Genomic DNA, 11,984 nt, shown 5'->3' with positions numbered 1-11,984 from the left:
CGACAAGGAAAATAGCTCTCGTTTTTGTTGCAGAAGTATAGCGACAAGAAAAAAAGATTCTGGTTTAGCTGTCGCAGTGTTGCGACAAAGAAAGTAGTTTCTGATGTCGATAGATTACGGCAATGTTTTACTCTTTTAAGTTTACATCTGAGTATTGATGAGAGAATATTGGCTAGTTAGCTCTTGTCTATCTGACTGTTTGATATCAAACAATATACGAAACGATCTATCTGGCAATGCGTAAAAGAATGAGACTATACTATTAGAAAAAAAATATAGAATAATCTTTAAAAAGTAACGGTGGATAAAAAACATACAGTCGTACTCGGAGCGTCTACTAATCCTTCGAGATATGCCCACATGGCTGTGGAGCGGTTAGCTGGAGCAGGACATCCTATCAGTTTAGTAAGTATCAAAAAAGGCGAACAACATGGTCAGGCTTTTCAAGACCTTCGAGAAAAGCCTATAATCAAAGACGTAGATACTGTTACGCTGTATGTTGGTACTCAGAATCTCGATCAATGGAAGGACTATATCTTGGATTTAGCTCCAAAAAGAATCATTATGAATCCCGGGACTGAGCATGAAGGGTTAAAAAATGCAGCTGAAGCTCGGGGAATAGAGGTAGTAGAAGGTTGTACCTTAGTGATGCTGGGTAACGGGTTATATTAAAAAAGGAACATCTTTCGATGCTCCTTTTTTAATATCACTAATCCAAATTTGGCTGAGGAGTAAGTCTTAAGTAAGGCTTAACCTCGGTATAACCTTTTGGAAATATCTCTGGAATGTCCGCGGTCGCAATAGCTGGAACTACTACACAATCATCACCATTGTTCCAGTTAGCTGGAGTAGCTACTTTGTGATAAGCTGTAAGTTGTAGTGAGTCGATCACTCTCAATAATTCATCAAAGTTTCTACCGGTAGAAGCAGGATAAGTGATAATTAATTTCACCTTCTTATCATTACCGATTACAAATACAGATCTTACTGTCAATTTATCATCTGCATTAGGGTGAATCATGTCGTAAAGCTCAGATACCTTTCTGTTCTCATCGGCGATGATAGGAAAGTTTACAGTAGTATTCTGTGTTTCATTGATGTCCTTGATCCAGCCTTTGTGAGACTCTAAACCATCAACACTTAGTGCTGCTACTTTTACATTTCTCTTGTCAAATTCTGCCTTATACTTTGCTACAGTTCCTAGCTCAGTAGTACATACAGGAGTGTAATCCGCAGGGTGAGAAAATAATATTCCCCACCCTTCTCCTAGCCATTGGTGAAAATCGATTTCCCCTTCTGTAGTTTGTGCAGTGAAATTAGGTGCTATATCACCTAGTCTGATAGTACTCATTTAATTGATTGTTTATGTGTTGGTAATTGAAAATACCCAACCTGAGATACCATCGGTATTATCAGGTGGATAGATGTTGTTCAGTTGAATGGTTGAAACGTAAAAGCTATATTGGTGTTTCGAATTATTATGGCTTCGCGAAAATCGCTTATTTGAAATTCCAGATTTTCAATTCAGTTCTTGAGAGAAAGAACTCTTTAATTTCTTTGAAATCATTTAGTAATGTTGAAAGAAGAATCAAGTTGCCTCGAAAACATGTTTGTAAATACTAGTTTTTTATAGCTTGATGATCTTGAATAAAAAGGAGTTAGATCCTTATTCATCGATTTTAATTATCTCAGCTACACATCTAAAACCAACCCAAGGAGCTGTCTTTTGTTTAAAAGAATAATCTCTGCATATATCGACTTGATCTCGATTGTGAATCCAGCTTCCTCCCTTGACGAGCTCGTCTTCTTGAACAAATTCTGAGACGTTGTCAAGCATAGAGTATATTTCAAAATTATTGGGTGGACTAGCACGTGTGTGCCAAGGGCCAATTGTTATAGCGCCATAATTAATAAATTGAGGTCTTTCATACATCAAATTAAATTTACTCTCTTCCAAAGAGAGGAATTTTTTAAGCGCTTCTTTTTCTTGTTTGTTTAGTGAGTTTTTTGAAAGTGTATTTCTTCGAATGGTTTCATGCCATTTAGTTGTTTTGGGTAGCTTTGATATACCGAATGGAAATGTTTCTTTGTCTACGCATGCTTGTGCTGAATATTCCCATTCTTCTTTAGTAGGTAGTCTGTAAACTACTTTAAAACCAATCTTTTTCTTTTTTGCCTCATGATTCTTAGGTCTATTTTTTCTCCAACGATCGTTGACTACGGTACTTCTCCATTTACAGAATTGTTCAGCTTGCCATTTTGAAACACCAATTATTGGGTGGTTTCTGAAATAGTGATTTTTGAAATAGTCACAACAAAGAAATTCTGTCATCCTTCTTTCATTGTCCTTAACAATGAAAGAATGCATCACAAAATCACCTTCCTTTAAGTAGACTAGACTTTGCTCTACCATTTTGTTTGGAAGCATTTTATCATAGTACTCTTCAGACGAATCTCGCTTTATGAAATACAAAAACTCTAACCAATGAATATTGGCTACTTCAGTTTGATCAATAAACAGGTTATCGTATAGGTAGATTCCATTAGGAGGGTTAGGAAGTTTTCCCCTTTTTTGACTCGAGAGCGAAAGTGGAATTATTAAAAAAACACAAAAGGCGATACTTTTCATAAGAGACTAAAGAAGGAGTTAATTTGTAAGTTGTCCATCTTCAAATTTCTAAACATTTTAATTAAAACTTAGACCTTCTTCATTAACAACAACCACCGCCATCGTAGAAGTAGGTAGAATCTGTGATATGTATGTCGTCTCTTTGAAGGCTAGCCAACGCAGCAGCCGTTTTATCACAGACAGCCAAAGGTTGGTTTTGCATCAAAACATGTCCCTTTTTGTCATCGAAATACTCATCATTACCATAGAATATTGCCGCTTTACCAGTGAATATACAAGGTCCATCTTCAGGCATAGGGTCTTTGATAGCTGCTACTTCCAGACTTTCGATGATGATGTTGTGATCTATGTCGTAATGATTAGGAGATAAGATTCGATATGGGCGCTTAGCTCTTACTTCTATCGTCCCAAACCCTGCATCAGTTAGCATTTTTATATAATCATCCATAGGAATAGCGCCACTTAGACAAAGAGCTCTAAGTTTCTCATCTTCTCTTAAATACTTGGGCATAAACTGGTTGCAGATAGGGTCAGACATCACCAGACGACCATGAGGCTTTAATACTCTAAACATTTCATCAAGAGCTTTCTTTAAATCATCTGCTTTGAAAATGTTAAAGAGGCAATTCTGAGCAGCAACATCCACTGAATTATCTTCAATCGGTAAATTGAGAGCATCACCTTTACGCAGGTCTATAAAGTCTTTTTGGAACCAATCATTTTCTTCTTCTGCCTTTACAAAGTTTTGAGCAGAAGCCTTGAGCATTTCATCTACTACATCTACACCGATTACTCCTTGAATTTGTCTATTGAAATAAGAAAACTGAAGAAGCTCCATTCCACCACCTACTCCTACATACAGCACTTTTGGATTGTTTGCTAAATCTCTAGGGTGAACTGTAGTTCCACAGCCATAATTCATTTGCTGCATTTTATTAGGAATACTCAAGCCTGGAAGCTGCCAGATGGGTGATGTCGTACAACATAAGCCGACATCAGGAGTGATTGCGGCATCTTTATATAGCTCTTTTGTAGTTTGAAGGTAGTTGCTCATTGATATTAATGTTTACAATAATGTTTTTGAAAAATTGGGGGAAAGAATAACTACGTAGTCGTTCCACCACAAGATGAGCCTGAGCCAGCAGTACATCCAAAACAATGCTGGTTGACAATAATCTCTCTCGAGTGAAGGTCTTCAGCATTAAAGTCTCTGATGTGTTGAGAGGCTGTGTTGACCTTCAAATCTAACATTTGATTGAAGTCGCAGTCATATAAAAAGCCATCCCAGCCTATAGAAATAGTGTTACGGCACATGACACCTTTAGCCGCTTCAGGATTATAAGCATCTATTAGTTCTTGCATATAATCTTCATACTTTTCTGTATCTACTAGGTACTCTAAAAATCGAGAGATTGGTAAATTGGTAATTGCGAACAATTCATTAAAGTCGATATCGAAATTATTTTTAAGTCTTCGCTTAAATTCGTTTTCGAGTCCTTTTTGATCATCAGGTAAGAAAGCCCCACTAGGATTGTAGACCAAATTGAGCCTTAATTCAGAATCAGCTTTTCCATAGCCAATAGCGTTTAACATCTGTAATGCTTCTATCGACTTTTCAAATACTCCCTTACCACGTTGAGAATCTGTCCTCTTTGCAGAAAAATGTGGTAATGAGGATACTACCTCTACCTTGTGTTTTGCAAAGAAATCGGGTAGATCGTGATACTTGTTATTAGCTAAAATGATGGTCAAATTACACCGAACAATAATGTGCTTACCTCTTTGACTAAGTTCTTCAATAAACCATCTAAAATTAGGATTCATCTCAGGTGCTCCACCTGTTAAATCAACTGTAGATATGTTACAAGAATCTAACGCATCGAGACAAAGTTGCATCGTCTCTTTAGTCATAATTTCCTTTCTATCTGGTCCAGCATCTACATGACAATGCTTACAAACCTGATTGCACATTTTACCGAGGTTGACTTGGAATATGTCAATATCAGAGGAAACAAGAGGATAGAGAGCTGAGGACTCAAGTTTTGTCTCAAACTTGATCAAATCGTCTGAATTTAAAAAGTCAATTTGTACCGCAGGAGATGCTAAAGGTTTAGCTTGAGCCAAAGAGGAAATATTATTATTCACTGTATTTACTTCGCTTTTCATCTAAAACTTACATGGTGATATCATCAGCTTTATTCATCATTTGTACCCCGTGTACTAGTACCGCTCCGCTTTTGATAGCAGCAGCCACGTGAATAGCCTCCATCATCTGCTCCTCATCCGCTCCTTTTTTTAGAGAATCTGAGGTGTAAGCATCAATACAGTAAGGACAATGGACAGCATGGGATACTGCTAAAGCTATGAGTGATTTTTCTCTTGCGGTAAGAGCTCCTTCTTTAAAAACTTCACCGTAATAGTCGAAAAACTTCTCTCCTAATTTGGGTTGCCATTCTGTAATATTTCCGAATTTCTTAAGGTCTTTAGGGTCGTAGTATGAATTATCCATATTTGAGATTTAAGGTTTTCGCCAATGGCTAATAGCACATTTTGATTAACCTATGCTTTAATATTTCAGGTCTAGACAAAATACTGAAGAAACTTACTTGGTTTCAATAGCCTTGGGAATTTCATTAAACCGTAATCTACTAACTCCAATTACATTGAAATAATTCCGTAACTATGAATTTTTATTGATGGGAAATAGCTTTTTGAGTTTGATAGGTAATAAAAGTCTCCACACTCATGGGCGTATAGTTTTCATTTAGAAAGAGACTACAAAAAAAGGCGACCCTCAAAGAAGGACGCCTTTTCAATTTTTTTTATAAGTGTCTTAAACTGCTTGCTTGGTCTCGATGCTTTTTTCTACACCATTTACTTGACCAAAACCAACGAACTTTCTTGCTTGGATTAATTTATCAACAGCAATATCAATTTGTTCATGGGTGTGTGTTGCCATGAGAGAAAATCGAATTAGAGAAGAATCACTCTTCACAGCAGGTGAGATAACAGGGTTTACAAATACACCATTTTCGATTAAGAACTGAGTTACCTGAAAAGTCTTCTCGTTGTCTCTAACATATACAGGAATAATTGGGGATTCAGTCTCGCCAATTTCAAACCCATTTTCTTTTAAGACTTTGAGCGCATAGTTCGTATTCTCCCAAAGTTTATCAATTCTTTCAGGCTCACTTTTCATAATTTCCAAAGCTGCCAAGGCACTAGCTGCTGATGCAGGAGGAATACTTGCGCTGAAAATTAAAGATCTAGCGTGGTGTTTTAAGAAGTTGATAGAAGTTCTGTCTGCAGCAACAAATCCACCTAGAGAAGCTAACGATTTACTAAATGTACCTACTATATACCCCACCTCTTTTGTTAATCCAAAATGAGAAGCGGTTCCAGAGCCATTTTTGCCAATTACGCCGACAGCGTGAGCATCGTCGACTACGATTTCGGCACCATATTTCTTAGAAAGTTCTACAATTTGAGGAAGTTTAGCGATATCTCCTTCCATACTAAAGATTCCGTCAACTACGATAAGTTTTACAGAATCTGGTTCACATCTTTTCAGCTTACTTTCCAATGACTCCATGTCATTGTGCTTGTATTTAACTACTTGAGAAAATGAAAGTCTAGCACCATCGATTATACAAGCATGGTCTAATTCATCTATGATGATGTAATCTTTCCTGCCAGTTAAAGTTGATATTACGCCTAAATTGGTTTGGAAACCAGTACTGAAGATTAATGCTGCTTCTTTTTCGAAATACTCAGCAAGTGAATTTTCTAATTGAGTGTGAAGGTCAAGGGTTCCGTTCAAGAACCTAGAACCAGCACAGCCAGTTCCATATTTATCTACGGCGTCTTTAGCTGCTTCCTTTACTTTTGGGTGATTGGTCAGTCCCAAGTAACTATTAGAGCCAAACATCAGAACTTTTTCACCATTGATCAAAACCTCTGTGTCCTGATTCGTTCCAATTTCTCTGAAATATGGATACAGACCAGCACTCCTTACCTCGTCAGCGTATGTATATTGTGAAAGGCGCTCTTTTAATACACTCATTAATAATTATTTTTCCTAGTCTCGGATTGATACGAATCTACAAAGTTAGTTGGATTCTCAATATATCTATGTCTAAGACTCTCGTTTAGTCAATTTAGCTAAGGGATTTTTTATACATTCGATGCTTTTTATAAATCTCTCCATTGATGTTTTGTAGAGCTTTATTCATCATTTCATTGTTCTCTAAAACCCATGAAGCCTCTCCTCCGACGTATCCTTTCTTTTTAGCTTCCTCAAAAGCTTTCATATAGAAATACGCATCGATGCCAAGCTTCCTATACTCTTCGACAATTCCCAACGTCAATACCCTCACTTTATTTATCTTTCTTTTGAAATAAAGTAGTTTAAAAATCCCAAATGGGAGTAAACGACCTCTTTTAACTCGTTTAAAGGCCATATTCATATCTGGAAGACTCAAGGAAAAACCTATTGCTTCGCCATTATGCTCAGCGATAAGTAAGAAATCAGGATCCAAAGCCAATTTCATATCCTTGGCATTATGCTTAAACTCTTCTTCCGTAAATGGAACAAACCCCCAATTTTTCTCCCAAGCTTGGTTGTAAATCTTGAAAACCCTGTCTACTTCGTCATTGAAATTCTTCATGTTAGGCTTTCGAATTGTAATTCCTTTCGAATTAAGCCTTTCAAGAATTTTTGATGATAAATTAATTAGTTTATCGGGTACATCTTCAGTTTTGATCCAATATGATACTAAATCCATGTCTTTTTCCATTCCATACTTTTTCAGGAGTGTATCATAGTAAGGAGGATTATAGGGCATCATGAGAGTAGGAGACATGTTATGTCCTTCCACTAGAGTACCACAAGTTTCATTAGTAGAATAGTTTGTTGGTCCTAAGATATCTGTAAGATCTTTTTCTTTAATCCATTTTGACGCAGTATCAAGTAGCTTTTCAGCTACCTCATAGTCATCGATTGATTCAAAAAAACCAAAGTGTCCTACCTTACGATCTGTGTATGCATTGAAGTTGTTGTTTTGAATCGCTGCGATTCGACCTACGACTTCGTTATTTTTAAGAGCTAAGAAAAAATCTACCGTTGAGTGCTTGAAGAATGGATGATTTTTTTTGTCCATTAAATCTTTCTGAGCGACAAATAACTCGGGGACATAATTATCATCATTTTTGTATAGATCGTGAGGGAAATCTATGAAGCGTTTTAAGTCCTTTTTGCTGTCGACTTTTTGAATCTGGATCATAGGAATTTGGATGATGAGACTATAGTGTCTTTTTGAACTGCCAGCAAATATATCATTGTATTGTATATTCCAAGCAATATGGGATTAGCGTTCATTGCTTTATTCATATTCAGGTTGTGACTAATCAATGAATTGGATAAAGACTTAGAAAAAAGAAAAGCAAGCCACAATCAAGGGACTTGCTTTAAGTAATTAATATAGAAGTAGATCTTTATGCCAATTCAGCATTTTGCTGATCTAGACATTCGTCTAATGACATTTCATCTGAATAAACCGTAGCTGCTTTGTCTCGCAAGTTATAATTAGAACTTAAAACTTGCCCATAAGCTCCTGCGGATTTGATGCAAAGGTAGTCACCTCTTTTGGTAATTGGCATTTCCAACTCACCAAAAACATCAGAACTCTCACAAATCGGTCCTACAACAGAGTAATTATCTATTCCTAACGCACTGTCGGCGGTAATATTTTCAATTTTATGGTAAGAATCATAAAGTGCAGGTCTTATTAGCTCTGTCATTCCGGCATCTATGATTGCGAAATTCTTGGTTGCTCCTTTCTTTATATAAAGTACTTTAGAGATCAATGAACCACATTGTCCTACCACGGATCTTCCTAGTTCAAAATGAACTGTTTGTCCATCTCGTACTTTTAAGTGCTGATGAAAGGTTTTGAAATACCCTTCGAAATCCGGAATCGGATTTTCTTCAGGATTTAAATAATCGATGCCCAATCCGCCACCAACATTAATATGTTCTAGTTCCACGCCCGAAGCCTCTAGATCTTCCAACAAAGTGTTTACTTGCTTACACAACTTAACAAATGGATCCATAGATAAGATTTGAGATCCAATATGAAAATGAATGCCTTTCAAATGAAGGTGCTGCATTTTGTTGATTTCTTCTACAGCTCTTCCTACTTCACTAATTGGAATGCCAAATTTATTTTCACTAAGGCCAGTAGTGATTTTAGCATGTGTTTTGGCATCCACATTCGGATTAATTCGGAATGAAATGTCAGCAGTTTTGTTAAGGTTTCCAGCGATTTCATTAATTACTTCCAGTTCTTCAATGGATTCACAATTAATGCTGTGAATATTGTTAGAAATAGCAGTAATGAGTTCATCATCTGATTTACCAACACCTGCAAGTACAACCTCGTTAGGGTTAAAGCCAGTATCGATAGCAGTTTGTACTTCATTGCCACTAACACAGTCGGCACCAAAACCATATTTTTGAATTAATTCAAGAACACGTTTTTCAGCATTAGCCTTAATTGCGTAATGTACCTTGAAATTTGGACTAGGTATCGCATTGTTAAGCGCTTGGAGGGTGTTTTCCAACAACTCCATATCATAATGGTAAAAAGGCGTTTTCACTCTCATTTTCTGAATTTTTCATTGAATTAATCCTCCAAAAGTATTTGTCAGTAATTCCACCATAAAAGAAATGTGAATTATTTTCATAAAATTTGCATCGTGTTAAATATTTAACAAAGTGAAGAAAATATCTGATATAGTTGATGAAGGCATTCGTAAAATGCCTTTTGTTGAAGAAGCTATGAGGGCTGGGTTGATTAATTACTCGTCATTGGCTCGTATGTTAAAGCCGTTCGTTTCAAAGGAGTTAATGAAAGATGCTACGGAGGCTTCTATTCTTATGGCGCTTAAACGAAGATCAACCATGGGAGACAATGCATTAAATCTAAACCCTAAAAACTATCATGACCATATAGGTGATATTTTTGTTCGATCGGGATTGTCTACCTACACTTATTCGAACTCTAAAACCTTAACAGAAAATCAAACTCAGTTACTTCATGAAATTCAGAACTTATCAGATACATATTGTTCTTTTACTCAAGGTATGTATGAGCGAACTTTGATTGTTAGTGAAAACCTCACGGATAGGGTAAAGCGTATTTTCAGAAATGAACAATTGATTACAGGTCACCGACAGCTTAGTTCAGCTACAGTAAAGTTGAAAGCTTCAAATGTAAAGGCTTATGGGCTGTATTACTATATATTTAAAATGATCGCTTGGTATGGTATTACTATTATAGAGGTAATTTCGACTTCGAATGAGTTTACTATTGTAGTCGAGTCAAAGGATATAAATGATGCCTTTACCGTTTTGATGAAAATAAAGTCAGATGATAGTGATTTCTAGTTTGGGCTATGAGAGGGTTATTCAGGGTTGAGTAAAACTAACATGTGCTGAGTATATTCGAGAAAATTCTGATAATCTGTAATACCACAGTCTTTTCCAATCTCTGATACTGTATAGTATTTACGTTTACGACCGTTATATAATCCAGTCTCGCAGCTTATGAGTTTAGCATCAGTAAGTTTTTTTAACGCGGGGTACAAAGCACCTTCCGTTATTAATACTTTTCCCTGAGTGAGTTGCTTAGCTTTCTTTGCTATTTCGTAGCCATGCATTCTTCCATACGAGCTTAATAGTCTTAATATTATTGTTTTGAGAGTACCTTTTAATAATTCTTTATCAACCATGTATAATTAAGATGTAATGCTCAAAGGTAAAACCCATGCCTTGTACCTTTATGTATATGAAAAGTGATTAATTACATGAGGTTAAATGATATAAATCATTCAATTTGTAATTATTCTAAATAGAGTAAATATCAGCTTTAGTCAAAACTGTTAACTAATTGATTTTCAGTTATAAATGTACGTGTTTTACGTAGCGATGTTAAAAAGGGACATTGTAGGGCATAAGGTGCTTTTGAAATCATTATACCCGCTACTACATTTGCAACCACTTAAAAAAGGAAAGCTAAAACTGATGTTTAAGAATACAAGTTTCAATTCAATCGGCGGAGCACTCAATCGTGTGTATGCCCTTCTTCTCTCCTTTATACTTATTATAGTATTGACACCAGCTCAAGTCTCTGCTCAGGATGATGGAATTCCTACAGATGAAGCGGTCATTGCTAGTGGCGAGAAACTATTCAAAGCAAACTGTACAGTTTGTCACGCTATTCATGACAAAGTTGTCGGGCCGGCGTTGAAAAACGTGCATCAAAGACGAGATGTTGCGTGGATAACTGCTTTTGTTAAGAACTCTCAAAAAGTAATAAAGTCTGGAGATCCATATGCAGTCAAGTTGTATAACGAATACAACAAAACGGAAATGACTTCATTTGATTTCGAGAATGAAGAGATTCTTTCTATTATATCTTACATCAAGCAAGAATCATCAAAGAACCCAGCTGCTGCTGCACCTGCCGCTGCTGAGAGTGGCGATGTCGCAGCTGTTACGACGAATCAAGGTCCTTCTCCCTTTGTCAATGTTATTCTTATTGTATTGACAGTAATTCTAGTATTGATTTTGGTTGTTTTGGCCATGATCATAGGTTTATTGAAGAAGTATATTTCTCAGAAAGATGGATTAAGCGTAGAGGATCAAGAAATTGCTTCACAGACTACAGATTTTGGAGCACTTGTTAAAAGCAACGCATTTCTGGGTTTAGTTGCTTTTATCTTTACCGCGATAGTTTTGAAGTCGGTAATTGATGGGTTGTTCACGATTGGAGTGCAGCAAGGCTATCAGCCTACGCAGCCAATAGCATTCTCTCATCAGATTCATGCGGGTCAATATGAGATTGATTGTAACTATTGTCATACAGGTGTAAGAAAGAGTAAGAATGCTAATATTCCTTCTCCAAACATTTGTATGAATTGTCATTCATCTATTAAGACTGAATCACCAGAGATCCAAAAAATATATGCAGCGGTTGAGAATAACGAGCCTATCCAGTGGGTTAGAATTCATAACTTGCCTGATTTGGCTTACTTCAATCACTCTCAACATGTAGATGTGGCGGAAATAGAATGTCAAACTTGTCACGGCCCTATTGAAGAAATGGATGTTGTATATCAATATGCTCCATTAACTATGGGATGGTGTATCAACTGTCACAGAGAGACTGATGTCAATACCAAAGGGAATGAATACTACGACAACCTAGTCGAGCTCCACGCAGAAAAGAGTAAAGAGCCAATGAAAGTAGAGGACATTGGAGGATTGGAATGCTCTAAGTGTCACTATTAATTA

The 11,984-nt window shown here is 36.5% G+C and carries 12 protein-coding genes; 3 read left to right on the top strand and 9 right to left on the bottom strand.

The features are described 5' to 3' along the window. The first annotated feature begins 300 nt into the window (after nucleotides 1-300). Entirely contained in the window at nucleotides 301-672 is a 372-nt protein-coding gene (locus tag DKG80_RS15725; RefSeq protein ID WP_109832318.1) for a CoA-binding protein, read from the top strand. A gap of 37 nt (nucleotides 673-709) precedes the next feature. Here the strand turns inward: DKG80_RS15725 and DKG80_RS15720 are convergent, their stop codons facing one another. The 8 genes from DKG80_RS15720 to lysA form a co-directional block, all read right to left on the bottom strand. After that, on the bottom strand, nucleotides 710-1,351 hold the full coding sequence (locus tag DKG80_RS15720) for a peroxiredoxin (protein WP_109832317.1): 642 nt from the start codon (nucleotides 1,349-1,351) through the stop codon (nucleotides 710-712). 315 nt (nucleotides 1,352-1,666) lie between these two features. Then, the gene (locus tag DKG80_RS15715; protein WP_109832316.1) at nucleotides 1,667-2,629 is read right to left on the bottom strand and encodes a formylglycine-generating enzyme family protein; all 963 of its coding nucleotides are present in this window, start codon (nucleotides 2,627-2,629) and stop codon (nucleotides 1,667-1,669) included. 82 nt (nucleotides 2,630-2,711) lie between these two features. After that, nucleotides 2,712-3,683 (bottom strand): arsenosugar biosynthesis arsenite methyltransferase ArsM, encoded by a 972-nt coding sequence (arsM, locus tag DKG80_RS15710; RefSeq protein ID WP_109832315.1) that lies wholly within the window; start codon nucleotides 3,681-3,683, stop codon nucleotides 2,712-2,714. A gap of 50 nt (nucleotides 3,684-3,733) precedes the next feature. After that, nucleotides 3,734-4,762, bottom strand: a complete 1,029-nt coding sequence (gene arsS / locus DKG80_RS15705; protein WP_394342254.1) for an arsenosugar biosynthesis radical SAM (seleno)protein ArsS — start codon at nucleotides 4,760-4,762, stop codon at nucleotides 3,734-3,736. A 40-nt stretch (nucleotides 4,763-4,802) separates the two neighbouring features. Continuing rightward, complete coding sequence (locus DKG80_RS15700) at nucleotides 4,803-5,138, bottom strand: arsenosugar biosynthesis-associated peroxidase-like protein (RefSeq protein ID WP_109832313.1); 336 nt, start codon at nucleotides 5,136-5,138, stop codon at nucleotides 4,803-4,805. A 324-nt stretch (nucleotides 5,139-5,462) separates the two neighbouring features. Then, complete coding sequence (gene spt / locus DKG80_RS15695; RefSeq protein WP_109832312.1) at nucleotides 5,463-6,692, bottom strand: serine palmitoyltransferase; 1,230 nt, start codon at nucleotides 6,690-6,692, stop codon at nucleotides 5,463-5,465. Between the two features lie 94 nt (nucleotides 6,693-6,786). Next, nucleotides 6,787-7,911, bottom strand: coding sequence for a hypothetical protein (locus tag DKG80_RS15690; RefSeq protein ID WP_109832311.1), 1,125 nt, complete (start codon nucleotides 7,909-7,911; stop codon nucleotides 6,787-6,789). A 211-nt stretch (nucleotides 7,912-8,122) separates the two neighbouring features. Continuing rightward, nucleotides 8,123-9,292, bottom strand: a complete 1,170-nt coding sequence (lysA, locus tag DKG80_RS15685; RefSeq protein WP_109832310.1) for a diaminopimelate decarboxylase — start codon at nucleotides 9,290-9,292, stop codon at nucleotides 8,123-8,125. 112 nt (nucleotides 9,293-9,404) lie between these two features. Between lysA and DKG80_RS15680 the strand changes: the two genes are divergently transcribed. Beyond that, nucleotides 9,405-10,076 carry an aspartate kinase gene (locus tag DKG80_RS15680; RefSeq protein ID WP_109832309.1) on the top strand — a complete coding sequence of 224 codons (672 nt, stop codon included), beginning with the start codon at nucleotides 9,405-9,407 and terminating at the stop codon, nucleotides 10,074-10,076. A 17-nt stretch (nucleotides 10,077-10,093) separates the two neighbouring features. Here DKG80_RS15680 and DKG80_RS15675 read toward each other — a convergent pair whose 3' ends face one another. After that, the gene (locus DKG80_RS15675; RefSeq protein WP_109832308.1) at nucleotides 10,094-10,420 is read right to left on the bottom strand and encodes a PadR family transcriptional regulator; all 327 of its coding nucleotides are present in this window, start codon (nucleotides 10,418-10,420) and stop codon (nucleotides 10,094-10,096) included. 292 nt (nucleotides 10,421-10,712) lie between these two features. On the opposite strand from DKG80_RS15675, the gene DKG80_RS15670 reads away from it, so the two are divergent. Continuing rightward, entirely contained in the window at nucleotides 10,713-11,981 is a 1,269-nt protein-coding gene (locus DKG80_RS15670; RefSeq protein WP_109832395.1) for a c-type cytochrome, read from the top strand. The last annotated feature ends 3 nt before the right edge of the window (nucleotides 11,982-11,984 follow it).

This window comes from Reichenbachiella versicolor, assembly GCF_003171675.1.
GTDB classification, from domain to species: Bacteria; Bacteroidota; Bacteroidia; order Cytophagales; family Cyclobacteriaceae; genus Reichenbachiella; species Reichenbachiella versicolor.
The sequence above is the reverse complement of the archived record's forward strand: the minus strand, read 5'-3'. Positions and strand labels throughout refer to the sequence as shown.

Coding starts and splice junctions, on each gene's coding strand:
- DKG80_RS15700 (WP_109832313.1), bottom strand. CDS start 5,138: ATGGATAATTCATACTACGACCCTAAAGACCTTAAGAAATTCGGAAAT.
- lysA (WP_109832310.1), bottom strand. CDS start 9,292: ATGAGAGTGAAAACGCCTTTTTACCATTATGATATGGAGTTGTTGGAA.
- DKG80_RS15675 (WP_109832308.1), bottom strand. CDS start 10,420: ATGGTTGATAAAGAATTATTAAAAGGTACTCTCAAAACAATAATATTA.
- DKG80_RS15715 (WP_109832316.1), bottom strand. CDS start 2,629: ATGAAAAGTATCGCCTTTTGTGTTTTTTTAATAATTCCACTTTCGCTC.
- spt (WP_109832312.1), bottom strand. CDS start 6,692: ATGAGTGTATTAAAAGAGCGCCTTTCACAATATACATACGCTGACGAG.
- DKG80_RS15720 (WP_109832317.1), bottom strand. CDS start 1,351: ATGAGTACTATCAGACTAGGTGATATAGCACCTAATTTCACTGCACAA.
- DKG80_RS15670 (WP_109832395.1), top strand. CDS start 10,713: ATGTTTAAGAATACAAGTTTCAATTCAATCGGCGGAGCACTCAATCGT.
- DKG80_RS15690 (WP_109832311.1), bottom strand. CDS start 7,911: ATGATCCAGATTCAAAAAGTCGACAGCAAAAAGGACTTAAAACGCTTC.
- arsM (WP_109832315.1), bottom strand. CDS start 3,683: ATGAGCAACTACCTTCAAACTACAAAAGAGCTATATAAAGATGCCGCA.